Annotated in this window: 24 protein-coding genes; 8 read left to right on the forward strand and 16 right to left on the reverse strand. The window is 55.3% G+C overall.

All coding sequences use genetic code 11. From position 1 onward, the window contains the following. Positions 1-37 precede the first annotated feature (37 nt). The 5 genes from JK231_RS07525 (at position 38) to JK231_RS07550 (ending at position 6,256) form a co-directional block, all read left to right on the forward strand. Positions 38-670, forward strand: a complete 633-nt coding sequence (locus tag JK231_RS07525) for a response regulator (protein WP_058959096.1) — start codon at positions 38-40, stop codon at positions 668-670. A gap of 195 nt (positions 671-865) precedes the next feature. After that, entirely contained in the window at positions 866-3,982 is a 3,117-nt protein-coding gene (gene acrD, locus JK231_RS07530; RefSeq protein ID WP_211728294.1) for a multidrug efflux RND transporter permease AcrD, read from the forward strand. A gap of 562 nt (positions 3,983-4,544) precedes the next feature. Further along, positions 4,545-4,913 (forward strand): ArsC family reductase, encoded by a 369-nt coding sequence (locus JK231_RS07540; RefSeq protein ID WP_034825783.1) that lies wholly within the window; start codon positions 4,545-4,547, stop codon positions 4,911-4,913. 1 nt (position 4,914) lies between these two features. Then, positions 4,915-6,042, forward strand: coding sequence for a succinyl-diaminopimelate desuccinylase (dapE, locus tag JK231_RS07545; RefSeq protein WP_160834309.1), 1,128 nt, complete (start codon positions 4,915-4,917; stop codon positions 6,040-6,042). A gap of 25 nt (positions 6,043-6,067) precedes the next feature. Further along, positions 6,068-6,256 carry a YpfN family protein gene (locus JK231_RS07550; protein WP_034825779.1) on the forward strand — a complete coding sequence of 63 codons (189 nt, stop codon included), beginning with the start codon at positions 6,068-6,070 and terminating at the stop codon, positions 6,254-6,256. 124 nt (positions 6,257-6,380) lie between these two features. Here the strand turns inward: JK231_RS07550 and ypfH are convergent, their stop codons facing one another. From ypfH to dapA, 6 genes are all read right to left on the reverse strand, one after another. Next, entirely contained in the window at positions 6,381-7,076 is a 696-nt protein-coding gene (ypfH, locus tag JK231_RS07555; RefSeq protein ID WP_166936363.1) for an esterase, read from the reverse strand. Positions 7,077-7,149: 73 nt separating this feature from the next. Next, positions 7,150-9,231 carry a GNAT family N-acetyltransferase gene (locus JK231_RS07560; RefSeq protein WP_211728296.1) on the reverse strand — a complete coding sequence of 694 codons (2,082 nt, stop codon included), beginning with the start codon at positions 9,229-9,231 and terminating at the stop codon, positions 7,150-7,152. Beyond that, a complete protein-coding gene (locus JK231_RS07565) occupies positions 9,231-10,094 on the reverse strand; it encodes a neutral zinc metallopeptidase (RefSeq protein WP_058959102.1) in 864 nt (287 codons plus the stop codon). The genes JK231_RS07560 and JK231_RS07565 overlap by 1 nt, the downstream gene beginning before the upstream one ends. Positions 10,095-10,317: 223 nt before the next feature. Next, a complete protein-coding gene (gene purC / locus JK231_RS07570; RefSeq protein WP_034825771.1) occupies positions 10,318-11,031 on the reverse strand; it encodes a phosphoribosylaminoimidazolesuccinocarboxamide synthase in 714 nt (237 codons plus the stop codon). A gap of 144 nt (positions 11,032-11,175) precedes the next feature. Beyond that, positions 11,176-12,207, reverse strand: coding sequence for an outer membrane protein assembly factor BamC (gene bamC / locus JK231_RS07575; protein ID WP_211728297.1), 1,032 nt, complete (start codon positions 12,205-12,207; stop codon positions 11,176-11,178). A gap of 14 nt (positions 12,208-12,221) precedes the next feature. Then, positions 12,222-13,100 carry a 4-hydroxy-tetrahydrodipicolinate synthase gene (gene dapA, locus JK231_RS07580; protein ID WP_097118582.1) on the reverse strand — a complete coding sequence of 293 codons (879 nt, stop codon included), beginning with the start codon at positions 13,098-13,100 and terminating at the stop codon, positions 12,222-12,224. A gap of 143 nt (positions 13,101-13,243) precedes the next feature. Here dapA and JK231_RS07585 point away from each other — a divergent pair, with 143 nt between their 5' ends. After that, positions 13,244-13,810, forward strand: a complete 567-nt coding sequence (locus tag JK231_RS07585) for a glycine cleavage system transcriptional repressor (protein WP_097118698.1) — start codon at positions 13,244-13,246, stop codon at positions 13,808-13,810. A gap of 140 nt (positions 13,811-13,950) precedes the next feature. Further along, the gene (bcp, locus tag JK231_RS07590) at positions 13,951-14,418 is read left to right on the forward strand and encodes a thioredoxin-dependent thiol peroxidase (RefSeq protein WP_034825761.1); all 468 of its coding nucleotides are present in this window, start codon (positions 13,951-13,953) and stop codon (positions 14,416-14,418) included. Positions 14,419-14,452: 34 nt separating this feature from the next. Here bcp and JK231_RS07595 read toward each other — a convergent pair whose 3' ends face one another. The 10 genes from JK231_RS07595 to JK231_RS07640 form a co-directional block, all read right to left on the reverse strand. Next, entirely contained in the window at positions 14,453-15,520 is a 1,068-nt protein-coding gene (locus JK231_RS07595; RefSeq protein ID WP_034825758.1) for an AI-2E family transporter, read from the reverse strand. A gap of 136 nt (positions 15,521-15,656) precedes the next feature. Next, a complete protein-coding gene (locus JK231_RS07600) occupies positions 15,657-17,249 on the reverse strand; it encodes a sensor domain-containing diguanylate cyclase (protein WP_058959105.1) in 1,593 nt (530 codons plus the stop codon). Between the two features lie 165 nt (positions 17,250-17,414). After that, positions 17,415-18,245 (reverse strand): phosphodiesterase, encoded by an 831-nt coding sequence (locus JK231_RS07605; protein ID WP_211728298.1) that lies wholly within the window; start codon positions 18,243-18,245, stop codon positions 17,415-17,417. 11 nt (positions 18,246-18,256) lie between these two features. Next, a complete protein-coding gene (locus JK231_RS07610; protein WP_097118584.1) occupies positions 18,257-19,246 on the reverse strand; it encodes an ABC transporter ATP-binding protein in 990 nt (329 codons plus the stop codon). Next, positions 19,243-20,055, reverse strand: coding sequence for an ABC transporter permease (locus JK231_RS07615; protein ID WP_211728299.1), 813 nt, complete (start codon positions 20,053-20,055; stop codon positions 19,243-19,245). Before JK231_RS07615 ends, JK231_RS07610 begins: the two co-directional genes overlap by 4 nt. After that, positions 20,052-20,909 carry an ABC transporter permease gene (locus JK231_RS07620; protein ID WP_058959109.1) on the reverse strand — a complete coding sequence of 286 codons (858 nt, stop codon included), beginning with the start codon at positions 20,907-20,909 and terminating at the stop codon, positions 20,052-20,054. The genes JK231_RS07615 and JK231_RS07620 overlap by 4 nt, the downstream gene beginning before the upstream one ends. 2 nt (positions 20,910-20,911) lie before the next feature. Next, a complete protein-coding gene (locus JK231_RS07625) occupies positions 20,912-21,916 on the reverse strand; it encodes an ABC transporter substrate-binding protein (RefSeq protein WP_249221656.1) in 1,005 nt (334 codons plus the stop codon). Between the two features lie 23 nt (positions 21,917-21,939). Beyond that, on the reverse strand, positions 21,940-22,956 hold the full coding sequence (locus tag JK231_RS07630) for a substrate-binding domain-containing protein (RefSeq protein ID WP_211728301.1): 1,017 nt from the start codon (positions 22,954-22,956) through the stop codon (positions 21,940-21,942). Between the two features lie 126 nt (positions 22,957-23,082). After that, positions 23,083-23,691, reverse strand: coding sequence for a DsrE family protein (locus tag JK231_RS07635; protein WP_058959112.1), 609 nt, complete (start codon positions 23,689-23,691; stop codon positions 23,083-23,085). A 34-nt stretch (positions 23,692-23,725) separates the two neighbouring features. Then, positions 23,726-24,331 carry a DsrE family protein gene (locus tag JK231_RS07640; protein ID WP_058959113.1) on the reverse strand — a complete coding sequence of 202 codons (606 nt, stop codon included), beginning with the start codon at positions 24,329-24,331 and terminating at the stop codon, positions 23,726-23,728. A gap of 639 nt (positions 24,332-24,970) precedes the next feature. Between JK231_RS07640 and JK231_RS07645 the strand changes: the two genes are divergently transcribed. Beyond that, entirely contained in the window at positions 24,971-26,434 is a 1,464-nt protein-coding gene (locus tag JK231_RS07645) for a M48 family metallopeptidase (RefSeq protein ID WP_097118589.1), read from the forward strand. The last annotated feature ends 4 nt before the right edge of the window (positions 26,435-26,438 follow it).

The following is a 26,438-nucleotide window of genomic DNA, read 5'->3' on the forward strand; positions in this document are numbered from 1 at the left end:
ATACACTTATGTTGAATGGACTTTGACTGGAGAATTTATGGCCCCCTCTTCCCTGACTATTATGATCGTTGACGATCATCCGCTGATGCGTCGTGGCATCCGCCAACTGCTGGCACTGGAACCACGTCTGGAAGTGGTGGCCGAAGCCAACAACGGTACAGAAGCGCTGGCTGAAGCACGTCGCCTCTCGCCCGATGTGATATTGCTCGATCTGAACATGAAAGGCATGTCGGGTTTAGATACCCTGAAAGCCCTGCGCCATGAAGGGATCGCTTCGCGCATATTGGTGCTGACCGTTTCCGACGCACGCAATGATATTTACGCCATGGTCGATGCCGGCGCTGATGGCTATTTGCTGAAAGACAGTGAGCCGGAATTATTGCTGGCGCAGGTCATGCGCGGTGCAATGGGTGAGAATGTGTTTAGTGAAGTGGTGGCAGAATATCTGGCAACGCGCCAGCCGAGCGCCAATCCTTTCAAACAACTCACCGAGCGTGAACTGGATGTATTGCAGGAAGTGGCGCGCGGGTTATCTAATAAAGAGATTGCCGCCACCTTGCATATTTCCGAAGAAACGGTAAAAGTGCACATCCGCAATCTGCTGCGTAAACTGGACGTTCGTTCACGCGTCGCCGCCACAGTGCTCTGGCTCGAGAGCCGCAATGTGTAGCAGCGCACAGAAAACCAGCACGACATTTACACTTTCTCCATAATTTATCCACGATTCTCTAATTTGCGCCGCGTACAGTAGGCAGCATCAGGAGTTTTTGGGATAGCACCTTGCACTCCGCCGACGTGAAGCCGACTGCGCTTCACGTTTTACATAATAAAAGTAAAAAATACGCAGCTGAGGAGTGTCGGTTCCATGTCGAATTTTTTTATCGACCGCCCCATTTTTGCCTGGGTTTTGGCTATTTTGCTTTGTCTTTGCGGCACACTAGCGATCATCTCCCTGCCCATTGAGCAGTATCCCGACCTCGCACCGCCTAACGTGCGTATTACTGCCAATTATCCCGGTGCCTCTGCGGAAACGCTGGAGAACACCGTTACCCAGGTTATCGAACAGAACATGACCGGTATCGATAACCTGATGTATATGTCCTCAAACAGCAGTAACACGGGGCAGGCGCAAATCACCCTCACCTTTACCGCTGGCACCAATCCTGATGAAGCCCGCCAGCAGGTACAAAACCAGCTACAATCCGCACTGCGTAAATTACCCGCCGCCGTTCAATCTCAGGGCGTCACGGTGAATAAAACCGGTGACAGCAATATCCTGATGATTGCGTTTGTCTCTACCGACGGAAGTATGGACAAACAGGATATTTCAGATTATGTCGCCAGTAACATTCAGGATCCGCTGAGCCGCATCGATGGTGTGGGTCAGGTTGACGCCTATGGTTCGCAATACGCGATGCGTATCTGGCTCGATCCTAACAAGCTGATTGCCTATGCGCTGACCACCGATGACGTGGTGACGGCGATTGAATCGCAGAACACCCAGGTGGCGGTCGGCCAGGTTGGCGGCTTGCCATCGGTGGATAAACAAGCGCTCAATGCCACCGTCAATGCGCAGTCGATGTTGCAAACCCCAGAGCAGTTCAAAGCCATCACGCTGAAAACCAACAGTGACGGCTCGGTGGTGACGCTGGGCGATGTGGCTGACGTGGCGATGGGGGCGGAAAAATACGACTTCCTCAGCCGCTACAACGGTCAGGCGGCGTCCGGTCTCGGTATTAAGCTGGCGTCCGGCGCCAACGAAATGAACACCGATAAGCTGGTGCGCGCACGTGTGGAAGAGTTGTCACACTACTTCCCGCACGGGCTGGAAGCCAAAATCGCCTACGAAACTACGCCGTTTGTGAAAGCCTCGATCACCGACGTGGTGAAAACGCTGCTGGAAGCGATTCTGCTGGTGTTCCTGGTGATGTATCTGTTCCTGCAGAACTTCCGCGCCACGCTGATTCCGACCATTGCCGTACCGGCGGTGCTGCTCGGCACCTTCGCGGTGCTGTATGCCTGCGGATTCAGTATCAACACGCTTACCATGTTCGCCATGGTGCTCGCCATCGGCCTGCTGGTGGATGACGCCATCGTGGTGGTGGAGAACGTTGAACGCATCATGAGTGAGGAAGGACTTTCACCGCGCGCCGCCACGCGAAAATCGATGGGACAGATCCAGGGGGCGCTGGTGGGTATTGCGCTGGTGCTGTCGGCGGTATTCGTACCGATGGCCTTCTTCGGCGGCACCGTGGGCGCTATCTATCGCCAGTTCTCGATCACCATCGTGTCGGCGATGGTGTTGTCGGTGTTGGTGGCGATGATTTTGACGCCAGCCCTGTGCTCAACGCTGCTCAAACCTCTTGAACAAGGCCATCATCATGGACGTCGCGGCTTCTTTGGCTGGTTTAACCGCAACTTTAATGCCAGCGCGGAACGCTACGAACGCGGAGTCGCGCGTATCTTGATGAAGGGCGGGCGCTGGCTGGTGCTCTATCTCGGCATCATCGGCGTAATGGCGTTTCTGTTTATCAAGCTGCCGACCTCGTTCCTGCCGCTGGAAGACCGGGGCGTATTCCTGACGCAGGTGCAGCTGCCGCCGGGCGCGACCTTGCAGCAGACCTCCAACGTGGTGGCGAAAGTTGAAAACTATTACATGACCGCCGAGAAAGACAACGTGCTGTCGGTGTTCTCAACCATCGGTGCCGGTCCGGGTGGTAACGGCCAAAACGTGGCGCGCCTGTTTGTACGCCTGAAAAACTGGGAAGAGCGTCCAGGCAGCGATCGTACCTCATTCGCCATCATCGATCGCGCCACCAAAGCCTTCCATAAAATCAAAGAGGGCCGCGTGATCGCCAGCAGCCCACCGGCGATTACCGGCATGGGCAGCTCCTCCGGTTTTGATATGGAATTGCAGGATCACGGCGGCATTGGTCATACCCAGTTGATGGCAATGCGTGACAAGCTGCTGGAGTTGGCTGACAGCAATCCGGCCCTCTCTCGCGTGCGTCACAACGGTCTGGATGACAGCCCGCAGCTGCAAATTGATGTCGATCAGCGCAAAGCGCAGGCGCTGGGCGTTTCGCTCGACACCATCAATGACACGCTGACCACCGCATGGGGCTCAACCTATGTGAATGACTTCCTCGATCGCGGCCGCGTGAAGAAGGTGTATGTGCAGGCCGCAGCGGAATTCCGCATGCTGCCAGGCGATATCAACAAATGGTACGTTCGCAACAGTAGCGGCACTATGGTGCCCTTCTCCGCCTTCGCCACCAGCCGTTGGGAAACCGGTTCGCCGCGTCTGGAACGTTACAACGGCTACTCTTCACTGGAGATCGTCGGCGAGGCCGCCAATGGCGTCAGTAGCGGCACCGCGATGGATGTGATGGAGAAACTGGTGGGGCAACTGCCGTTAGGCGTTGGCTTCCAGTGGACCGGAGCCTCTTATCAGGAACGTCTCTCCGGTTCACAGGCACCTGCGCTGTATGCGATTTCGCTACTGGTGGTATTCCTGTGTCTGGCCGCGCTGTATGAGAGTTGGTCGATTCCGTTCTCCGTGATGCTGGTGGTGCCACTTGGCGTGGTGGGTGCGCTGGTGGCAACCTGGATGCGCGGACTCGAGAACGACGTGTACTTCCAGGTTGGCTTGCTCACCGTGATTGGCTTGTCGGCGAAGAACGCCATCCTGATCGTGGAATTCGCCAATGAGATCAACAGCAAAGGACGTGAGCTGATGGAAGCGACGCTGGAGGCTTCACGTCAGCGTCTGCGCCCGATTCTGATGACGTCGTTGGCCTTTATCTTCGGCGTGCTGCCGATGGCGATCAGCAGCGGGGCGGGTTCCGGCAGCCAGCATGCGGTCGGAACGGGCGTCATGGGCGGCATGATCTCAGCGACGATACTAGCGATTTTCTTCGTGCCGCTGTTCTTTGTGCTGGTGCGTCGTCGCTTCCCGTTAAAAGAGAAGTCACACGATTAAAGCCTAAAATAAAACGGGGCCGCGATATTCGCAGCCCCGTTGTTATTTGGATTGAATTACAGCAAGTTGGGAGTGCCCTGCTTTTCTCTTCGCGATTACTTACTACGTAACATCGCTTCAATAAATTCTTTCCAGTTCCCCAATTCGGTGTCGACCATCATACCCTCTCTTATTATAGTGGTGATTCTACGCCGATTTTTTCTACAGGTGAATACGTTTCCACCACTCAACACTATCGGCAAAAGCGCAAAAAACCTTCAATTTGTCGAAAATGCGTACTGACGCACATTTCAGCAAGCCGTTAACAACACAGGGAAAAATCACCTGCGTTATCGGGTAGCACATTTTTCCGATTAGGATAATTCTTAGGGGACTGATGATGCCACCAGGAACTATTCAGGACGTTAATGAATACGTTTACTGGACCTAATTAATAGAATTGATAACGCTGAAATTATCATTAAAAAACAAATAAAACGCAGCGCCTAACGCCGCAGAGGTCACAGCCAGCAGAGCGCTATGGTAAACTCGCGCTTTATTTTTCACAGGATGGGAACAGGCGATGACAGCGCAGTGGGTGATGTACGGAATTAAAAATTGCGACACCATAAAAAAAGCACGCAACTATTTAGCAGAATCCGGCACCGACTATCGTTTTCACGATTATCGCGTGGATGGCATCGATGACGCGCTACTGCAATCGTTTATCGATCAGCTTGGCTATGAAGTGCTGCTCAATACGCGCGGTACCACCTGGCGTAATCTGCCAGAAGCGGAGCGTGCAGCCGTCACCGATGCGGCCAGCGCGAAAGCCGTGATGCTCGCCCAGCCTGCCATTATCAAACGTCCGGTATTGTCTGCGCCAAATGGCGACTTGCTGGTCGGTTTTAAAGATTCCCTTTATCACGCGTTTATCCAGGAGAAGTCATAACATGTTCTGTCCGGTCATTGAGCTGGCTCAGCAGCTAATTCGTCGTCCGTCACTGAGTCCGGATGATGCCGGTTGTCAGGCGCTGTTAGTGGCGCGTCTGGAAGCGATTGGCTTTACGGTCGAACAGATGCACATCGGCGATACCCTGAACTTCTGGGCCACACGTGGTCAGGGCGAAACCCTGGCGTTTGCCGGTCACACCGATGTGGTGCCGCCGGGTGATGCCAATCGCTGGATCAGCCCGCCGTTTGAGCCTTCGATTCGTGATGGCATGCTGTTTGGTCGTGGTGCCGCGGACATGAAAGGATCGCTGGCGGCGATGGTGGTGGCTGCAGAACGTTTTGTCGCGGCTAATCCTCAGCACAAAGGGCGTCTGGCGTTTCTGATCACGTCCGATGAAGAAGCCAGCGCGGTTAACGGCACGGTGAAAGTGGTTGAGCGTTTGATGGCGCGCAACGAGCGCATGGATTACTGCCTGGTGGGCGAGCCTTCCAGTACCGAAATCGTTGGCGACGTGGTGAAAAACGGTCGTCGCGGTTCGATGACCGCCAATCTCACCCTCCACGGTGTGCAGGGCCACGTGGCCTATCCGCATCTGGCCGATAACCCGGTGCATCGCGCGATGCCAGCCCTGAATGAGCTGGTGGCCACCGAATGGGATCAGGGCAACGAATTCTTCCCGCCCACCAGCATGCAGATTGCCAACGTGCAGGCCGGCACCGGCAGTAATAACGTGATCCCCGGTGAATTTTTCGTGCAGTTCAACTTCCGCTTTAGCACCGAACTCACCGATCAGATGATCAAAGAGCGCGTGGCCGCCCTGCTGGATCGCCATCAGCTGCGTTACACGCTGGAGTGGAATGTTTCCGGCCAGCCGTTCCTGACCTCACGCGGCAAACTGGTTGATGCCGTGGTAAATGCTGTCGCGCACTATAATGAGATTAAGCCACAGTTACTGACCACAGGCGGCACCTCTGACGGACGCTTTATCGCGCGGATGGGTGCGCAGGTTGTGGAACTGGGCCCGGTGAATGCCACCATTCATAAAATCAATGAGTGCGTGAAAGCGTCAGATTTGCAGATGCTGAGTCGTATGTACCAGCGCATCATGGAACAGCTGATCGCTTAAGTAAGCACGCTAAAGGAGCAATGGGATGGAATTCTTTAAAGAGTACTGGTGGATCTTAGTGATCCTGCTGATGGTTGGTATTTTAATGAACGTTTATAAAGACTTAAAACGTATCGATCATAAAAAGTTTATGGATAATAAACCGGATTTACCACCGCATCGCGACTTTAACGATAAATGGGATGATGACGACGACTGGCCGAAGAAAAAATAATTGCGGTTGATCTCCTCCCTGTAACGTAGCGGCGTGATGCGCCGCGCATCTGATAGCGAAGTCGCTATAGAATTGCGCGATTAATCTCGCCGTTACGTTAAGAGCAACCCTCGCTGTTCAACCATCACATCATCATGATGACATCATCATCGCCCGGTTTAGCCCCGCTGAGCGCCTCGTCGAAGTAGCGACGCGGAATGGTATAACGCAGATGATTCAACGCCAGTTGCATGCTGCGATCATCAATGGCATGCGGCAAATCGTCCACCACATCCAGCGTCACATCCCCACCCAGTGCGGTTAACCGTTGCATTGCGGCTTCGGCATGCTCCAGCGGGATCTGATCATCATAATCACCGTGGATCAGATGAATGGTATTACGAGAGCTGACGCGCTCCGGCAGCGTGCTGTAACGACCGCTAAACACAATCGCGCGTCCTGCCAGATCGGCATGGGCTTTGACGCCTTCCAGTACCATGGTGCCGCCCTGCGAAAAGCCGACCAGCGCGGTAGCTTCCGGCCGGACACCCGATGCCTGCTGCCAGTGACGCACCGATTCCACAAACATCGGCATCACGGCATTCACGCCCTGCTGTTCCGAGCGGTCATGCGCGGGAATATCCGCAAACCATTGGCGACCCTGCGGCTCACTAGCCGGATAGGGCGCACCCACTGAGACAACGAATGCCTCCGGAAACGCTTTGGCGAACCAGTTGCCAACTTGCGCCATCGAATCAGGATTGTCATTCACGCCGTGATACAGCAAAAACAGCTGCGCAGCGTGTGTCGGTTGCTGAACAATTACATATCGTAGTGCCATAAGATCCTCCTCAAATCACTATACGCCGCTGAGGCGGGAGTGATATTGGGAAAATTTGAACGAGATAATGGATTTATTGCAACGATGCCAACTGCTGCTGCCACTGTTCCGCCCGGCTGGCATCACACTGAATCAATGCTTCAGCCGTCTCCTGGCGTAAGCGTTGCACCAGGGCTTTACGACCATTGAGTCCCGCTTGCTGCGCTACAGCACTCAACGCTTGTTTTTGCACAAGTATGGCTTCGAGTATCGGTTGTGGTGATGCTCGCACCAGGCGCTGCAACGCGGCATAGCTCGCCTCATAAGGCCGTTGCGCCCAGGCAAATCCTGCCAGCAGCGGCCAGTCATCCTCGCTCAGTGTCTGAGAGTGATCGGTCGTCTTGAAGGGAACATCAATAATGTCACGCAACCACACCGCGTCACGCGCAAATCGCTGTGCCGCCTGCTGCTGCAGTTGTTCTCCGGCAGGCGTTAAGGGACGTATCGCCATCGCCGCATAGCAGCCACTGCTGGCTTCACGCTGTGAGCCGATGCGTACCAGAGTAAAGCCACAACGCTGCCAGAACTGCCAGAGCGATTCGGTATAGCCAAAACTCACCGAAAGGAAATCGCATCCTTCCGCCTGCTGCTGTGCCATGGCCACCAACGCGCTGCCAATACCACGCTGTCGTTGTGCGGCTAACACGGCAATGCGACTGATACGCTGCGAGCGCAAGGTGGCGGCTTCTGCAAATCCCGCATGGGCTGCCAGTGACTGTGCGACCAGATTGCCGCGCGGACGGCGCAACCCCGCCCAGACGGCATCAGCCAGTGATTTGTCTAACCCCCCCTCTTCCACCAGCCACAGTGCGCCGACAATGTTTTCTGGCGTGCCTGCCAGCCAGAAGCGCATGCCGGGGGCATCCAGCATGCGCCGCAGGTCAATGGGAGAAGTGCGATAGTGGGCGCTCGCCAGCAGACGGTAGCCCGCTTCCAGTGCTCCTTGCTCTGGCGTAGCGGGGAAAATCGTTAGCTCGCCGTTAGGTCCGCTTTCTATCGCATCCTCAAACAGCAGCGCATGGCTTAGCCACTGCTCCAGCGGATCGTGCACTGACCAGCGCAAGGGTTCATCGAGCTGGAAATATTGTACCTGTGGCAAGGTAGCGCAGAAACGCAGCATAAAACCGCGCCCGGTGCCCTCGTAACCCTGCACGGTGGTGATCATCAGCACACGAGGGAAACGCTGCACAAACTGCTGCAACAACGGTGCTGGAATGGCGGCCGCTTCATCAACAATCAGCCACTGCACTGACGGCTCAGCGTCCATCGCGAGAATGGCATCCGGCGCCATAAAGTGAAAATGTTCACCGGCAAACGCTGCCAGCACCTCAGTGGAAACTTTGGCCGGTGCCGTCACCAGGCAGTGCTGATTATGCTTCGCCAGCATTCCGGCCAGCGCCGATTTGCCACGTCCACGTGCAGCCGTGATCACCGCCACGCCGCAGGGCATCTTAAGCAGCTGTTGCAGGATCCGCGCCTGCTGCTGTGGAGCCTGACAGTGCCACTCGGGTAAGTCCAGTAAGGCAGGTGTACGCGCAGGCTGGTGTGGGTGCTGTAATTCGGGTGCGCGCTCAGGTTGATGCTGATGCAGTAATCCGGATGCGCGCGCAGGCTGATGTTGCTGCAGCAATTCGGATGTGCGCTCATGTTGATGCTGATGCTGATGCTGATGCAGCAATATGACCTGCGGATCCTGTTCAATCAGCTGCTGCAGATGGTGAATAAAATGAGGCGTGGCGATCGGTTCGCCGACATCGGCCCAGCGCAGGCTGTCGCAGTCCGGTTGCGTGGCCCAGTCTTGCCACGGCGGCGTCAGTAACAACAACCAGCTTCCCGCACGCAACGTGCCCGCTAACGCCGCAAAGGCCTCCGCATGGAAACCGCTGCGCGCATCGAAAATCGCATGCTGGAATTCACGACCCAGCAGCGTGCGCAGAGCTGCAGGCGCCACGCGCTGGGGTAAATCATCGCTGTCGCTCAGCGTGAGCCAGTCGCCGGTCAGCGCTGCACGCCACTCCATTGCCTGCTGCAACGCCCAGTCAGCTTCACCGGCGATCACACACAAGCGACGAATGCCCGCTCGCTGCATCGCGGCGGTGATATCAACTAACGACATCAGTTGGCAGCGAAGGTGTTGCAGTCGCCCGGGTTTCCGCTGTCAAAACCGCGTTTGAACCAGGTATAGCGCTGTTGTGAAGTGCCGTGTGTGAAGCTATCCGGCACCACGCGGCCCTGGCTTTTCTGCTGCAACCGGTCATCACCAATCGCTTCTGCGGTATCCAGCGCTTTCTTGAGGTCGCCCACTTCCAGCATATTTTGCTGCTGCACATAATGGCCCCACACGCCGGCAAAGCAGTCTGCCTGCAACTCCATTTTCACCGACAGCTGATTGGCCTGTGTCTGAGTGGCACCCTGCTGCATCTGACGCACTTTAGGCTCGATGCCCAGCAGCTTCTGGATGTGGTGGCCGACTTCATGGGCAATCACATAGCCCTGCGCAAAGTCACCGCCTGCACCCAGCTTGGTTTTCATATCATCGTAAAACGACAGATCGATATAGACGGTTTGATCCGCCGGACAGTAAAACGGCCCCATCGCCGACTGGCCAGTGCCGCAGCTGGTTGAGGTGTAGTTGCGGTACATCACCAGCTTAGGTGGCACATACTGTTTGCCCATTTTCTGGAACAACGTGCCCCAGGTCTCTTCGGTGGTGGCGAGAATCACCTTAGTGAATTTGGCATCCTCATTATCCTGCGCAGAGTTCACCGGGCGCTGTTGCTGTTGTGTCACCGGCGTGCCGCCTTCCAGCAGCGCGGTGAGGTCGTAACCGTAATAACCCGCCACGGCCACCACAATCAGCAGAATGATGCCGCCCTTGCCGCGTGGAATGCGGATTTGCCGACCGCCGCCGCCCAATCCGGGTGAATCATTGCGACGATCTTCTACATTGTCGCTTTCACGACGACCTTGCCAGCGCATGGCTCGCTCCTGTTAAAAGGTTTTGCATGATTTTAGTTGGCGGCATCACTAATCACCAGCGTTGCGGCGTTAGCGTCGCGAGATTGAGAGAAAGGAGGCGTATTAAATAACGTGCAGGCAGGGTAGAAACAGAAAAGGCCGCCAACGATGACGACCTTTCACTTATGACGACCCCCTGATTACCGTGCGCTGGAATGCGCACTGAAAAGGCATCGCTGAAGACTTAATCCAGTTTCACACCCAGGCGGTGCGCCACTTCTTCATACGCTTCAATCAGGCCACCGAGGCTCTGACGGAAACGGTCTTTGTCCATTTTGTCCATGGTTTCTTTGTCCCACAGACGCGCGCCGTCTGGCGAAAATTCATCGCCCAACGTCACTTCACCATTGAACAGACCAAACTCCAGCTTGAAGTCGACCAGGATCAGACCGGCGTCATCAAACAGTTTGCTCAGTACGTCGTTGGCTTTGAAAGTCAGTTCCTGCATACGCGCCAGATTGGCCTTGCTGACCCAGCCAAAGGTCTCGCAGTAGGATTCGTTGACCATCGGGTCGTGTTTGGCGTCATCTTTCAGGAAGAGATCAAACAGCGGTGGATTGAGCAACATGCCCTCTTCCACGCCCAGACGTTTTACCAGCGATCCTGCCGCACGGTTGCGCACTACGCACTCCACCGGCACCATCTCCAGCTTTTTGACCAGCGCTTCGTTATCCGACAGCAGCGCTTCCATCTGGGTCGGAATGCCCGCTTCCTGCAATTTGGTCATAATGAAATGGTTGAACTTGTTGTTCACCATTCCTTTGCGATCAAATTGCTCGATTCGTGCACCGTCTCCTGCTGACGTATCGTTGCGGAATTCAAGTACCAGCAGATCCGGATTATCGGTGCTGTATACGGTTTTCGCTTTACCGCGATACAACTCAGCTCGCTTTTGCATCTCATTAACTCCAAACATGAAAGAACCCGTGTTCAGCGGTGTTTCACCGCGCGATGACTGCCTGACGCAATCGTTTACTTCGCCGGGCGCTATTATGCCAAATCCAAAACAAAAAGGCCGGAGAATCTCCGGCCCTTTGGCAATTTATTTGTTCAGTGCACCCTGGAACACCGCCACCAGCGCGTCATTCTGCGCCTGAGTGAGCACATGGCCCTTAGGATCAATGAACTGCAGACTGCTGCGGTTATCCAGATCGCCAACCTGCAATTTGTAATCGCCGTTTGGCAGCTCAGGATCTTTCGCACCAATCGCGTCAAACGCGCTGCTGCCCGGCTGCTTGTAGGTCACTTTCAGACTACCCTGCGAGCGGTTGTCATCAGTCACTTCCATGCCCACACGCTTCAGCGCCGCTGGCAGACGCTGCCAGGTGACGTTAAACGGTGAACGCAGCACCAGCAGTGGCAGACCGGTATCATCTGCGCCGCTCTGGACATCAATCTGTCCGGTCGCGCGGCCTGCAGCGGCATCGGCGCTGGCGGTATCAATCTTATCCAGACCGGTGCTGATGTCGTTCAGCATCTGGCCGGTGTAGCGTTGGATCTGTGCCGGAGCCGTCACCGTTTCACCTTTCTGCTGCAGTTCCAGCAGACGAACCGTCAGCACCTGCTGATAGCTCTGGTTCTGAACGCTGATCTGATAACGACCACGATACTGATTGTCTTCATCCGCACGGTTCCACTGCACCCAATCGGTGGTCAGCTGCTGCCCAGCATCATCACGCTGTGCAATCGGGAACTTGTAGGACTGGATCACATTCACCACCTGTGACCAGATCGAGCCACGGCTGCTCTCAACCGCCAGCACACCGGTATTACCAGTGAACTGTGCACGCGTGCCGTTCAGCAGCGCCAGAGCTTGAGCCGGAGGACGAATATCCAGTTCTTTACCTACTGCACCCTTCGCAACAGTGTGCGGCACATCGTAATCGCCATTCTGCAGAGGCAGAATCATCCCCGCCGGGGCTTTTAAATCATGCAGTTCAGGCGCCTGCAGGTAAGATTCATCACCGCTGACCTGGCGCTTATAACGCTGATCGCTGGAACAAGCTGTTAGCAGCATCAGGGTGGACAAGCCCACCACGGTTGCCAGCGTCGAGCGCTTAACTGAATAACTCATTGATTCTCCCTAATTTATCGCAGACCCGCTTTAATCAGCGCCTGAGCCGTTTTCGCCTGACCGGCTTCGGTCAGTGGCGTCATCGGCAAGCGCAGCGTGTCATCCGCGATTAATCCTAGCTGTTTCGCTGCCCATTTAACCGGGATTGGATTGGGTTCACAGAAAAGCGTCTGGTGCAGGTGCATTAGACGCTGATTCAGGCGACGCGCTTCGGCAAAATTACCCTGTTGCGCCAGCGCACAGAGTTCAACCATTTCACGCGCTGCAATGTTGGCTGTAACCGAGATTACGCCTTTGCCGCCCAGTTGCATGGAGTCCAAAGCTGTCGCGTCATCGCCGCTGACAATAATGAACTCATCATTAACCAGCTCTTGGATCTGAGAAATACGCGATAAGTTCCCGGTGGCCTCTTTGATTCCGATAATATTTTTAATTCCGGCCAGGCGAGCCACGGTTTCTGGCAGCATGTCGCAGCCCGTACGTGATGGTACGTTATACAGCATCTGTGGCAGATCGGTGCTTTCGGCAATCGCTTTGAAGTGCTGGAACAGACCTTCCTGAGTTGGACGGTTGTAGTAAGGCGTCACGGTCAGACAACCCACCACACCGGTGCCGGTAAAGCGCTTCGTGAGAGAGATACCTTCAGCAGTGGCATTGGCGCCGGTACCGGCAATCACCGGGATACGGCCATCCGCCAGCTCCAGGGTCTGCATCACCACATCGCCATGTTCTTCATGGCTGAGGGTAGCGGATTCGCCGGTGGTGCCAACAGAAACAATCGCCGCGGTGCCGCTGGCAACATGATAATCAATCAGTTTTTTCAAACTCTCGCGGCAGACATTACCTTTTTCATTCATTGGCGTAATGAGCGCAACAATACTTCCGGTGAACATGGGCTATCCCCTCGACAAACAAGTGCCTCATGTTACGTTTTACCTCGAAAGAAAAGCAAGCGAGCCAAGCCATTCCTACCCTTGTCAGCAGTTTTTTTTATGTTTACCTTATGGTTATTAGCGAACGTACAGGAAATGCCATTTTGTCGCAGTCACAGCCTCACCATCTGGTGATCACCGCATTGGGCGTTGATCGTCCGGGTATCGTCAATACCATCACTCGCCACGTCAGTAGCTGCGGCTGTAATATTGAAGACAGTCGTCTGGCGATGCTGGGCGATGAGTTCACCTTCATCATGTTGCTTTCGGGGAGCTGGAACGCGATAACCCTGATTGAATCCACGCTACCGATGAAAGGGGCTGAGCTGGAACTGTTGATTGTGATGAAGCGCACTAATGCGCGCGTCACCCCACCGATGCCTGCCACGGTATGGGTGCAGGTGGAAGTGCCAGATTCTCCTCATCTCATTGAGCGCTTTACCGATCTGTTCGATAAACATCAGATGAACATTGCCGAATTGGTGTCGCGTATTACCCCGGCACAGGAAGGTGTCCCACCGACACTGTATATTCAGATGACGGCACACAGCCCGGATAATCAGGCCAGCGCACCGTTTGAACAGGCCTTCAACAATCTGTGTGAAGAACTGCATGCACAAGGCTCAATTCGTCTTTATAGTGTCACCGACGATGCCAACAACACCCTGTAAGCTAACGCCGGATTATTTCTCCACACACTCTGCCCTGCAGCATACCGTGTAGTGAAATAACCCAGAGGGTGGCACCCGCTGGTGCTTTTTGCCGCGAGGGTGTATTACCCACAGCATGAAGAAAAAAATGGAGAGTTGTGATGAATCCACTGAAAGCCGGTGATACCGCACCGAAATTTAGCTTGCCCGATCAGGACGGCGAACAAGTAAATTTGGCCGACTTCCAGGGACAGCGCGTTCTGGTCTATTTCTACCCGAAGGCCATGACGCCGGGTTGCACCGTTCAGGCCTGTGGTCTGCGCGACAACATGGATGCGTTGAAAACCGTGGGCGTGGAAGTGCTGGGCATCAGCACCGATAAGCCTGAAAAATTGTCACGCTTCGCCGAAAAAGAGGTGCTGAACTTCACCCTTTTATCTGATGAAGACCACCAGGTCTGCCAGGAATTCGGTGTCTGGGGTGAGAAAACCTTTATGGGTAAAACCTATGACGGTATCCACCGCATCAGTTTCCTGATCGACGGCAACGGCAAAGTTGAGAAAGTCTTCGACGACTTCAAAACGTCGAACCACCACGACATCGTGCTGGATTATCTGAAGTCGGCATAAAATAAAACGGGTGCACAATGTGCACCCGTTTTATTTACCCCTGCTGATGCTCCAGCGTGGTTTCCGGCCAGGCGCGCACCACGGCCTTGATTAACGTCGCCAGCGGAATGGCAAAGAACACGCCCCAAAAGCCCCACATACCACCAAAAATCACCACCGAAAGAATGATCACCAGCGGATGCAGGTTGACGGCCTCTGAAAACAAAATCGGCACCAGCACATTGCCATCCAGCGCCTGCACCACCAGATAAACGATAAACATCGTCCAGAAATCGGTGCCTAAGCCCCACTGGAACAGGCCGACGCCAATCACCGGAATGGTGACCACCATCGCGCCGATGTAGGGAATTAGCACGGAAATCCCGACCAGCACCGCCAGCAGCAACGCATAGTTGAGCCCTAAGACCAGGAAGGCAATCCAGGTGACAAACCCTACCGCGACCATCTCCAGCACTTTGCCACGAATGTAGTTGGTGATTTGCTGATTCATCTCCTGCCACACCACGCCCGCCAACCCGCGATTGCGCGGCAGCACGCGACGCACAGCATTGAGCATCTGCTCTTTATCTTTCAGCAGGAAGAACACCATCAGCGGCACCAGCACCAGATAGATCATCAGCGTCATCAGCCCGACTAGCGAGGCCAGTGAGTACTTCACCAATGACTCCCCCAACCCGGTCAGGCGGCTACGCAGATTCTCCACGATGATATCGATGATGCCCGCATCCACCAGCGCCGGAAAACGCTTCGGCAACCCGGCGGCATAGACATAGAGCTTGTTGAGCATATTCGGCAGGTCACGCAGCAAATTGATGCCCTGCTGCCAGGCCACTGGCGCAACAATCAGCACCATCACCAGCAAAATACCGGCAAAAACAATCAGCACCATGCTGGTGGCGCAGGTGCGGCTGCATCCCAGGCGCTGTAATCGAACGGTTGGCCACTCCAGCAGATAAGCCAGCACCAGCGCGACCAGCAACGGTGCTAATAATCCACTGAAGAAAAACAGGATACAGAACGCCATCAACAGGATTACCAGCAGGCCAATCGCCTGCGGATCGCTAAAGCGACGTTTGTACCATTGGAAAAGCAGAGCCAGCATTTCACTTCCTTGACGCCAAAAACGGGATGACGATTGTACAGAAATTTGCAGTCGATGCCCGGTTCAGATGAACCTGTGCCGGGCACCTGTTTGGTGCGGAATGAGAGAGCCGCCGTTAGCAGCGGCTATGTGAAGATTAGCGGGTAATGCTGCTCACCAGCGCATCCTGCCCGGCAATCATCACGCAGTTACGTCCGGCATTTTTCGCCTGATAGAGTGCGGCATCCGCCTGTTTCAAGCTCACATCTTGCGGCTGATTATCGGCCTCCCAATGTGCGATGCCCACTGAAAGCGTGATATGCCCAACATGGTCAATCCAGCTCTCGGCGATGCTGGTACGCACGCGCTCGGCAATCACCCGCGCTTCTTCCGTCGAGGTGGCTGGCAACAGCATCAAAAATTCCTCGCCGCCATTACGGCACACCACGTCGGTCTGGCGCGCACTGTTACGCAGGGTACGCGCCACCTGTTTGATCACTTCATCACCCACATCATGGCCGAAGTTGTCATTCACCCGCTTGAAATGGTCGATATCCAGCGCCAGCACCGCAAAAGGCTGACGCATGGTTTCGAAGTAATCCAGCACCGCACTCAGGCCACGGCGGTTAAGCAAACTGGTCATCGGATCGGTTTGTACTTCCGATTTCAGCCGACCGATTTTGTCCTGTACCAGTCCGATCCCGGTGAGCAAGGCGCGTTTCACCTGTGCGGCTTCGAAGTACCAGGCACGAATACCGCCAATTTCACCCGAGACGCCCTGGGTGTCCATCTGACTGGCTTTACGCGCCAGTTGCCACAGCGGCAAGGCAATCAGACGGGCGAAGATCACCGCCATCAGTAAGGTCAGCAACGCAAACGGCACCGAGTTTTTCAGCACTTTCAGCAGCAAACCCGAGAGCGGTTGCAGGGTGACGTCGGTTGGTTTGAGCGCCACCACCATCCAGCCGGTGGTCGGCACAATGGCGTAACCCGCCAGTTTCGGCGTGTCTTCTTCTTTGACCTGCACCTCGCCATTAGTGCTCTCATTGCGTTGACGCTCGCTGACGATCTCTGGCGCGGTTTTACCAATTAGCTGGCTGTTCTGGTGATAAAGCACCTGATTGTTGCGATCCAATACATACACGCGCGTGCCATCCCGGTAGAACTGCTCACCGAGTAAGGCATTGAGGATACTTTTCTTCTTCAGATAGATAGTGCCGCCCACATAGCCGAGGTAGCGTCCTTCGTTGCTCCAGATCGGCCAGGAGACAAACACAATCAGATTGTTGGCAGCAGAGATGGTGGGCTTGCTCACCATCGGTTGGCGCTGTGCCAGCGCTTCCCGCGAAGCCTGGCTGGTGAGCTGCATGCCTTTGAGCATCAGTGACTCAGGCGAAATCGCTTTCACTATCCCATTGGTGTCGACCACCGCAACGGAGTTGAAGCTATTGGTTTGCTCACGCAGACGATTCACTTCCTGCTGCGCCAGTTCTGGATTATCAAAATCCTTGCCCAACTGCGTCGCGCTGTAGTGCAGCTGCGACTGTGCCAGCTGGAAAAAGACTTCCGTGGTGGCAGCCAGTTTGGTGGCATAAGCGCGATTGGCTTCGAGCGTGCTCTCGATCAGCACCATACGCTGCACACGCCAGGTGGCGTACAAGGTATTGGCGAGCGTAATGACGATACTGGTGATCGCCAGCAACGCGATCAGCGTACGCAGGTCAGTTTTTGGCCGGATGCGCATCAGCATGACACAACCGCCCTGGTGTGAAAATTCATCATTCGCGTGCCTGACAATATAGTTATAGTTGGACTAGCTACCCCTGGTGAGGGAACCGCCAATTGTACACCTGCAAACCAGATTGAGCACGAACCATCCTGTCAGACACGCGTAATTATTCAGCAAACGTTGGCGCTAATCGATCAGACCATTCGCATCATAGAACGGCCACGGGCCCGGATAATCGCCGATGGCACAGAGGTGCGTGGTCATGCCCTGCTGTGGATGCCAGCGATGCAACAGGAAACCCGGCGGTTCCAGCACGAAATTTGCCGGACCATTTTCAGATAAATCAAAGGCAACCTGATGCGAGACGCCCGGCGCCACGCAGGCCAGCGTTCCGGCAAAGCGCGCCTGTACCGAACGGTGCAAATGACCGCTCAGCACGCGTTCCACCTGCGGATGCTGGCGGATAATCGCCGCCAGCGCGTCGGGATTACGCAGCGGTTGCTTATCCATATGACCGATACCGGAAACCAGCGGTGGATGGTGCAACATCACCAGGGTAGGCAATTGCGGTTCGCGCACCAGCTGCTCTTCCAGCCAGGCCAGCTGCGCTTGGTCCACGTAGCCCCACGGCTGCTGCGGCACGCTGGAATCCAGTGCCAGCAGCTGCACCCCTTTCACCCGTGCCTGCCAGTTGAGGGTTTCGCCACGTTGCAGATAGTGGTGATTCGGGAACGCCGCGCGTAGCTGCTGGCGATCGTCGTGATTGCCCGCCATCAGCATGTAAGGCAGTTGCAAACGTCGCAGCGCCGTTCGGAGCGTTTGATACTCTTCTGCGTTGCCGAAATCCACCAGATCGCCGGTGATCACCACCATATCCGGGCGCGGCGTCAAACGATTCAGGGTGTCGATGACCCGCAGCAGCGCCGCCTGGGTGTCCACTTTTTTATACGACAGGCGACCGTTCGCCTTGATATGTAAATCACTTATTTGCGCAATCAGCGTCAATGCTTCAGACACGAATTTCTTCCTCAGGATGCAGAAAATTGCAGGGCGGCGTCTTGCGCCAGCGTCCAGCTCACCGGTTGTCCGGCATGCCAGGCTTCACGCGCATGGCGATCGACCTGAATCGGCATGGCCAGACCGATATCGATCATCAGCCGCTGCGATGCGCCTAAAAAGGTGCTGGCAAGGATAAAGCCCTGACGCGCATAGCGATTGTCGCTGGCGAGCAGTACATCTTCCGGGCGGCAGAAGCGCTGTGCATTGCCACGCGCATCGACATCCACGCAGTTAATCGCCCCGACGAAATCGGCGACAAACTTTGAAGCGGGGTGCTGATAGATATTTTGTGGCGTATCGATCTGCACCAGACGCCCCTGCTCCATCACTGCAATGCGATCGCCGAGCGCCATCGCCTCTTGCTGATCGTGGGTGACGTACACGGCGGTGATCGCCAGCTTCTTCAGCAGCGTGCCGATTTCCAGGCGTAAGCGGTCACGCAAGCGCGCATCCAGCGCCGCCAGCGGCTCATCAAACAGCAGCACTTTGGGTCTGGCTGCCAGCGCACGCGCCAGTGCCACACGCTGTTTCTGTCCACCGGATAACTTATCAATGCTGCGCTGTGACAGCGCGCTGAGATCCACCAGTTCCAGCATCTCCTGCACGCGCGCTTCACGCTCGGCACGCGCCACGCCCTGCACTTTCAAGCCGTAAGCCACGTTCTCAGCGACGTTAAGATTGGGAAACAGCGCATAGTTCTGGAACACCATGCCAACATTGCGTTTCTCAATCGGCAACGCGGTAACGTTACGATCGTCGAACCACACCTCGCCGCCCGCATCACAGCGCTCAAGCCCGCTGATGATGCGCAAGGTGGTGGTTTTTCCGCAGCCAGAAGGCCCGAGCAACACCAGGGTTTCCCCGGGATTCACGGTCAGATCGAGCGGATGCAATGCCAGTTGGTGATTGAAGTGACGTGAACAACCGCGCAGCGTCACGGTAACGGCCGCAGGATTCATGCCGCCTCCTTGTTTTGGCGCGATACCGCGCGGTTAAGCCAGTGATTCACCGCATTCAGCATCAGCAGTAGCGGCAAAATCATCAGAATGAAAATCAGCGTATAAGCGGAACCCACTTCCAGTCGCATTGAGGCGTAACTGTCCGCGAGGCCGACCGGCAGGGTTTTGGTCAGCGGCGTATGCAGCATCCAGGTGATGTTGAACTCCCCCACCGACAGGGTGATCACCATAAAGGCGCCCGCCAGAATGCCGTTGCGGCAGTTGGGTACCACCACGGTAAAGAAGCGCTGCCACAGGCTGGCACCGAGGCTGGCGGAAGCTTCTTCCAGACGCGGCATATCGATCGCCTGCATCACCGCCAGCACCGGTCGCATCATAAACGGCAGCGTGAACAGCACGTGACCAATCAGAATAAACACCCAGCTGTCACGCAGGCCGGAAAACTGGCCGTAAAGCAGAATGATGCCGAGCGCGGTGGCTAAGCCGGGCAGCGCCACGGGCAACATCAGGCACTCTTCAATACGTGCTGCCCAGCGGCCGGGCGCTTTCAACAAGCCCCACGCGGCGGGTACGCCAATCACCAGAGTGACCAACAAGCAGAACAGCGCTATCAGCAACGACAGCCAGAAGGTATCAGCGTACATCTCCCACACTTGCGCCACCCATTTCAGGGTCAACCCGCTGCGCAGGCCGATAAAGTAGTTATTGGTGACACCCGCCAGCATCGACAGCACCACCGGCACAATCATAAACAGCGCGGTGAGCGTGGTGACCAACAGCTGCAGGCTAAACAATCCGCGACGATTCATGCGGCCCCCTTGTGTGCCAGGCGGCGCGCTAACATCAGCGCCAGCCAGGCAACCGCGCCCATCACCACCGACAGCGCCGCCGCCGTAGCAAAGTTAGCGTAGTTAGTGAATTCGCCATAAATGGTCAGCGGTAACACCGCCAAATCGGTGCCGAGCGTAAAAGCAGTGCCAAACGCGCCCATGCTGGTGGCGAAACAGAGTGCGCCGGTAGAGAGCAATGCCGGCTGCAGGCCGGGCACGATCACGTCCCAGGTAATACGCCACTGACTGGCGCCAAGTGATCGCGCTGCCTCTTCCAGCGAGCGATCAAGCTTTTCACTGGCCGCGACGAGCGTAACGATGGCGCGCGGCAGCGAGAAATAGAGATAGCCGATAAACAATCCGGTGAGTGAATAGGCCAGCGTCCAGCGCTCGTGCACCAGGCTCATGCTGATTTGCGCCAGCAAGCCCTGACGGCCCGCGAGCATCACCACCAGAAAACCCACTACCACGCCGGGAAAGGCCAGCGGGAAGGTCAATAAGGCTAATAACGTGCCACGCCCAGCAAAACGCTGACGCGCCAGAAAACAGCCTACGATGGCAGCAATCACCAGCGTAACCAATGTCACCGCCAGCGACAGTAATACGGTATTCAGCAAACTCAGCAGGTAATTCGGCTGAGTGATTACCGTCCAGTAGCCACTGTGCTGGGTGGTGCGATCGTTCTGCATACCGATTTGCAGCAGGCGCGCAAACGGCAGCAGCCAAAATGCACTGAAGAACAGCAGCGCGGGCAGCGTCAGCCATAACCATTTGCTGCCCGGCAAGCTGCGAGCCTGGCGGCGTGAAGCCGCCAGGGTGTCGGAGATCGACATGATTAGTGAATCTCGCTCAGGTACTTAGCAGAGAACGCTTTCTGCGCATCGGCCATCTGCTGATAGTCGACCGTTTGGGCGCGTGCATAATCGCTATCCGGCAGGAAGAATTTCTTCGCTTCGGGTGACATTGCAGAAGTACGCACCGGGCGCAGGAAGGCATTGGCCCAAATCGCCTGACCTTTGTCCGACAGCACATAGTCGATCACTTTCTTGCCATTAGCTTCGTGTGGCGCGTTCTTCACCAGACTGATGACGTAAGGAACCGTCACCGTGCCCTCTTTCGGGATCACAAACGCAACGTTGGCGTGATCTTTATATTTGGCGCGATAGGCGTTGAAGTCGTAGTCGAGCAGAATCGGGATTTCGCCGGAAATCAGACGCGCATAGGCCGTCTGCTTCGGTACGATTGGCTGGTTGGCCTGCAGTTTCCTGAACCAGTTCAGCGCTGGCGTGAAGTCCTGCATGTTGCCGCCTTTCGCCTGGTTAACGGCCACAGCAGCCACATAACCGACAAAGGCACTGGCCGGATCAAGGTAGCCCACCATCCCTTTGTACTCAGGTTTCAGCAGGTCATCCCAGGATTGCGGCACTGGCGCGCCACCGAGTGCATCCACGTTGACCATAAAGCCCATGGTGCCCGAGTGCAGCGCGACCCATTTGCCATTCGGATCTTTCATTCCGGCAGGGATGTCGTCCCAGTGCTGCGGTTTATAATCGGTGATGACGCCCGCGCTGTCGGCCTGGATGCCGAAACTGACGCCGTAATACACCACATCTGCCACCGGATTGCCCTTCTCCGCCACCATTTGCGCCAGCGCCTGGCCGGAGTTTTTGTTGTCTTGTGGCACGGTGATGCCGGTGTCTTTGGCAATGGCTTTGAGCTGTGTACCCCAGTCAGCCCATTCGGGCGGACAGTTGTAGCAGATCGCGGTTTCGGCGGCCTGCGTCATCATACTGAACAGCGAACCGGCGGTCAGCGCGATCGCTCCTGCAAGAATTTTCATTTTTTTATGGAATTTCATGGTGGTTATGGTTCCCTGGTGGAGGCAGTCAAAACGGTGGCGGGTGCGGCGATGCTTTCACCGCTCCGCAACCGGTGGGCCAGTACGCGGGTGCCGCGGCTGGCTTGTTGTAACAACATATCGATGGCACAGGCACCGAGCATGTCGGCTGGCTGAGAGACGCTCGCCAGTGACGGCGCAATCTGCTCGCCAATATCGATGCCGTCAAAACCCATCACCGAAAGTTGCTGCGGGATGCGTACACCGGCACGCGCCGCGGCACCAATCAGGCTGATGGCAAGCAAATCATTTGTACAAATCACCGCTGTCAGAGGTGCTGCGCCCTGCAACTGCGGTTGCAGCAGCGCGAAATCAGAATGGGTATGGCTGGCCATTTCAATCACCGGCAGCGCATTCAGCCCTGCGGCCTGCATCGCATCGCAGTAGCCCTGATAACGCAGGCGAGCGCGATCCGATTGCAGCATCGGCCCGGTGACCATGCCGATATGACGATGGCCCAGACTTAGCAAATGTTCGGTGGCTTCCCGCATCGCCTGCTGGTTATCCACGCAAATCGCTGGCCAGTGACTCTGCTGAGGCACGTTGTGCGCCAGGACAAACGGCATGCTGGCTTCATGCAGCGTGGTCAGAACCGCGCTGTTATCCGCATCGGCCACGGTCAGCACCAGGCCCGCCACGCGCTGGCGCAGCATGTGTTCGACGATCGCCGCTTCACGCTCTGGCTGATAATCACTGGTTGCCACCAGCAAACCGTATCCAGCCGCACGCGCCTGACGTTCCATCGCCTGTAACTGGCGTGAGAAGATCGGGTTGAGCAGTGAAGGCAACAGCACACCCAGCGTGGTAGAACTTTGCGTACGCAGCTGACGTGCAATGTGATTGGGGCGAAATCCGAGTTGCTCTGATGCCGCCAACACCTTTTCCAGCGTGTCAGGCCGCAACAGATGGGGATCAGAAAATGCGCGTGCGGCGGTAGCGCGAGAAACGCCAGCCAGCTTTGCCACACTGATTAAATCGGACATGTTCGCCTCGTGAATGAGCAATGAGATCGATCTCATTGGCGCTTAAAGTAGCGGCGAACTGTGACAGCAACATCGCGGGGAGATGACGAAAAAATGACAGCAGCGCGAACTGCTGTCAGGCAGGAATTACAACATCAGGAAGGCGTAACCTTCGTTTTGCAGCGAGGCAACTGTGGTGCCACTGGAGAGCGTATGAGTGACGCGCGTATCGATCCAGTCACGCTGTAGCTGATGGAACGCCACCGATTGATCGCAGATCGTGACCTTCACTCCCGCCTGCTTCAACTCATCGATCAATTTCAGGTTCGGGTTATCTGTGCCGTAAGCTTTGCGGAATTGTTCGTTATTCAGCGCGGCAGGCACGGCATCGCTGTTGATTGACACCACGAAATTCAGCTGATTTAGCGGCACTCCGGCAGCGTAATAAAGGTTGGTGACACGCGCCACGCGTTCCAGTCCGAGGTTAGGTTGACGGACATCCCCTTCCGTGCGGTTGATCTGAAAAACGACCTTATTGCTCAGGCCTGGCGTATTCGCGGGATTGTAATCCGGCGTATTCACAAAATGGATTTTGCCGTAGCCCGCGATGGCTGGCGTGCTCCAGAAGTCCGCTGGCTCGCTTTTGTTGTCAGCAAACTTGCTGCTGACCTTATCCACCAGCTCTGGAAGCTGTAACACATTACCGCCCACGAAACCCGCCAGTGCGGCGATAACAATATAGGACGCTGGACGCATTTCACTTCTCCTCGATAGAAGACCCTAAGCCCAATTACATTTGCAGGAAGGCATAACCCTGATTTTCCAGCGTCGACACCGTGGTCGGACTGGACAACGCATGAATAACCGATTGATCGATCCACTCTTTCGGGAAGTGATGGAACGCCACTGACTGATCGCACACCGACACTTTGACGCCTAATTTGTTGAGTTCGCCGATCAGCGCCAGATTGGGGTTGTCAGCTTTATAAAATTGCTGGAAATGCGCGTTATCCAGCATGGCAGGCGTGGCATCACCGGTCACAGAGACAACAAAGTGCAGCTGATCGGCAGGCACGCCTGATGCGATGTAGAGGTTAACTACGCGGGCGACGCGCTCCAGCCCAAGATTAGGCCGCTTCATGTCCCCTTCGCTTTTGGTGATTTGAAACACCACTTTGTTGCTCAGCCCGACTACCGGTTTAAAGGCGGCATCAGATTCGTAATGGATTTTGCCGTAACCATCGACAGCAGGCGTGCTCCAGAAACCTTCAGGATCGGTTGGCTCGGCAGAAAAATGGCTCACCACTCGCTGATAAATATCATCACTTTTGCTGACGGTGGCGCCAACAAACCCACCCACGATCGCAATCAGGGCGTAAGAGACAACAGAACGCATAATAACTCTCCGGCATGCACTGCGCTAATTCACAGTCCGTTTGAATAAAGTGCCTTATCTATATCACAGCGTGAGCAGGGCAAAAGTCCTGTAGTTTTGGCCTATCCGGGATTTTCATTGCGGAAATAATAATTAGTCAGGCTAATTGAATAATGCTTTCGATTGAGCTGAAGAGATGCCTAAAAAAATAACTGGCTTGAATCGACTGTCAGCTATTTAGTTTTTATCAAGCCAGGGGAGCTGAAAATATGACCATACTTAACTAAAATTTCGGCGACCCTATAAAAAATCACCATTAAAATCACTGATGGATAAAACAGGCCAGTTCACTGTTTTGACGTTTGTTTTTCAGAGTAAACCTGGAAAATTTCATGCCAGATTCAATTATTTTGAGCAACTTTACGTAACTTTAACTTCTGAACCTGTAAAAGCGCTAACCTGGTCGTGGCGGACTATTCAATTTTTTGCTGCAATCAGCGCCCGCTGTAGCCATTTTTTCATTTTAAGTCTGTGTCGCTTCTTCATTTGCTTGTTACCACGCGCTGGTTAAGATAGAAGCGCTGCGTCAAAGGAAAGTACGCGCAGAACATTTGAACGACTTACCTGTCCAATTGCAGGTGACTTTTACAGGATCAAGGCATGTTTAACCGGTTGAAAAAATCAGTGCTGGCGGCCCTTATTCCTACGCTGCTGCTGACGCCCGCACTCTCCGTGCACGCGGACGTGAGTGATAATCTGCCCGATATGGGAACCACAGCGGGTTCAACGCTATCCATTAATCAGGAATTACAAATTGGCGACTTCTACGTGCGCCAACTGCGCGCCAGTGCGCCGCTGATTAACGATCCGCTATTAAATCAATACATCAATGAGTTAGGGCAGCGCCTGGTGGCGCATGCCAATTCGGTGCGCACGCCGTTTCACTTCTTTCTCATTCAGAATGACGAACTGAACGCTTTCGCCTTTTTCGGCGGCAACGTAGTGCTGCATTCATCATTGTTCCGCTACACCGACAATGAAAGCCAACTGGCGTCGGTGATGGCGCACGAAATTTCTCACGTCACTCAACGCCATCTGGCACGTGCGATGGAAGAGCAGAAGCGTAATGCGCCACTCACCTGGGTGGGCGCGTTGGGGTCGATTCTGCTCGCCATTGCCAGCCCACAAGCCGGGATGGCGGCGTTAACCGGTACGTTGGCGGGTACGCAACAGGGTATGATCAGCTTCACTCAGGCCAATGAGCAAGAGGCTGACCGCATCGGGATTCAGGTGCTGCAACGTGCAGGTTTCGATCCGCAGGCGATGCCAGCTTTCCTGCAGAAGCTCGCCGATCAAAGCCGCTTCTCCTCCAAACCACCGGAAATTTTACTGACGCACCCCTTACCGGATAGCCGTTTGGCCGATGCGCGTAACCGTGCCAACCAGATGCGCCCGGTGGTGGTGCAGTCATCGGAAGGCTTCTACATGGCGAAAGTGCGCTCGTTGGGTATGTACGCTACTGGCCGTAATCAGCTGACCGATGAGCTGTTAAATGAATACGCCAAAGGCAACTCACGTGAGCAAATGGCATCGCAATACGGTAAAGCGGTGCAGTTCCTGCAGGCGAAAAGCTTCGACAGTGCGAAAAAAATCATCACCCCGATGCTGGCGAAACAGCCGGATAACGTCTGGTTGCTGGATATCATGACGGATATCGACATCGGTCTGAACCAGCCGCAGCAGGCGATCAACATGCTAACCAGTGCCAAAGGAAGCAGCACCAATCCGGTGCTGCAGCTCAACCTCGCTAACGCTTATGTCGAGGCGAAACAGCCCGCTAACGCCACGCGCATCCTCAATCGTTATACCTTTGCCCATCCCGATGACGTCAATGCCTGGGATTTACTGGCACAAGCCTCGGCAGCACAAGGATTACGGGATGAGGAGTTGTCGGCACGAGCGGAAGGATTAGCACTCAATGGCCAGCTCGATCAGGCGATCACCACCCTGAGCAGTGCCAGCGCCCAGGTGCCGCTCGGCAGCCTGAAACAGGCACGTTACGATGCTCGCATCGATCAGTTCCGCGAACTGCAAAAGCGGTTCCGTCAGTATCAGAAAGGATAAAAAT

Origin of the sequence: Pantoea sp. JGM49 (assembly GCF_018257655.1) — a bacterium.
Taxonomy (GTDB): domain Bacteria; phylum Pseudomonadota; class Gammaproteobacteria; order Enterobacterales; family Enterobacteriaceae; genus Pantoea; species Pantoea communis.

Bases quoted from the DNA above. Each gene is read 5' to 3' on its own strand.
- JK231_RS07635 (WP_058959112.1), bottom strand. From the start codon at position 23,691: ATGCGTCCAGCGTCCTATATTGTTATCGCCGCACTGGCGGGTTTCGTG.
- JK231_RS07525 (WP_058959096.1), top strand. From the start codon at position 38: ATGGCCCCCTCTTCCCTGACTATTATGATCGTTGACGATCATCCGCTG.
- JK231_RS07595 (WP_034825758.1), bottom strand. From the start codon at position 15,520: ATGCTGGCTCTGCTTTTCCAATGGTACAAACGTCGCTTTAGCGATCCG.
- JK231_RS07540 (WP_034825783.1), top strand. From the start codon at position 4,545: ATGACAGCGCAGTGGGTGATGTACGGAATTAAAAATTGCGACACCATA.
- JK231_RS07550 (WP_034825779.1), top strand. From the start codon at position 6,068: ATGGAATTCTTTAAAGAGTACTGGTGGATCTTAGTGATCCTGCTGATG.
- JK231_RS07630 (WP_211728301.1), bottom strand. From the start codon at position 22,956: ATGTCCGATTTAATCAGTGTGGCAAAGCTGGCTGGCGTTTCTCGCGCT.
- dapA (WP_097118582.1), bottom strand. From the start codon at position 13,100: ATGTTCACCGGAAGTATTGTTGCGCTCATTACGCCAATGAATGAAAAA.
- JK231_RS07645 (WP_097118589.1), top strand. From the start codon at position 24,971: ATGTTTAACCGGTTGAAAAAATCAGTGCTGGCGGCCCTTATTCCTACG.
- JK231_RS07610 (WP_097118584.1), bottom strand. From the start codon at position 19,246: ATGAATCCTGCGGCCGTTACCGTGACGCTGCGCGGTTGTTCACGTCAC.
- JK231_RS07615 (WP_211728299.1), bottom strand. From the start codon at position 20,055: ATGAATCGTCGCGGATTGTTTAGCCTGCAGCTGTTGGTCACCACGCTC.
- bamC (WP_211728297.1), bottom strand. From the start codon at position 12,207: ATGAGTTATTCAGTTAAGCGCTCGACGCTGGCAACCGTGGTGGGCTTG.
- JK231_RS07620 (WP_058959109.1), bottom strand. From the start codon at position 20,909: ATGTCGATCTCCGACACCCTGGCGGCTTCACGCCGCCAGGCTCGCAGC.
- JK231_RS07565 (WP_058959102.1), bottom strand. From the start codon at position 10,094: ATGCGCTGGCAAGGTCGTCGTGAAAGCGACAATGTAGAAGATCGTCGC.
- JK231_RS07640 (WP_058959113.1), bottom strand. From the start codon at position 24,331: ATGCGTTCTGTTGTCTCTTACGCCCTGATTGCGATCGTGGGTGGGTTT.
- JK231_RS07560 (WP_211728296.1), bottom strand. From the start codon at position 9,231: ATGTCGTTAGTTGATATCACCGCCGCGATGCAGCGAGCGGGCATTCGT.
- dapE (WP_160834309.1), top strand. From the start codon at position 4,915: ATGTTCTGTCCGGTCATTGAGCTGGCTCAGCAGCTAATTCGTCGTCCG.
- JK231_RS07625 (WP_249221656.1), bottom strand. From the start codon at position 21,916: ATGAAAATTCTTGCAGGAGCGATCGCGCTGACCGCCGGTTCGCTGTTC.
- ypfH (WP_166936363.1), bottom strand. From the start codon at position 7,076: ATGGCACTACGATATGTAATTGTTCAGCAACCGACACACGCTGCGCAG.
- JK231_RS07600 (WP_058959105.1), bottom strand. From the start codon at position 17,249: ATGCTGATGCGCATCCGGCCAAAAACTGACCTGCGTACGCTGATCGCG.
- acrD (WP_211728294.1), top strand. From the start codon at position 866: ATGTCGAATTTTTTTATCGACCGCCCCATTTTTGCCTGGGTTTTGGCT.
- bcp (WP_034825761.1), top strand. From the start codon at position 13,951: ATGAATCCACTGAAAGCCGGTGATACCGCACCGAAATTTAGCTTGCCC.
- purC (WP_034825771.1), bottom strand. From the start codon at position 11,031: ATGCAAAAGCGAGCTGAGTTGTATCGCGGTAAAGCGAAAACCGTATAC.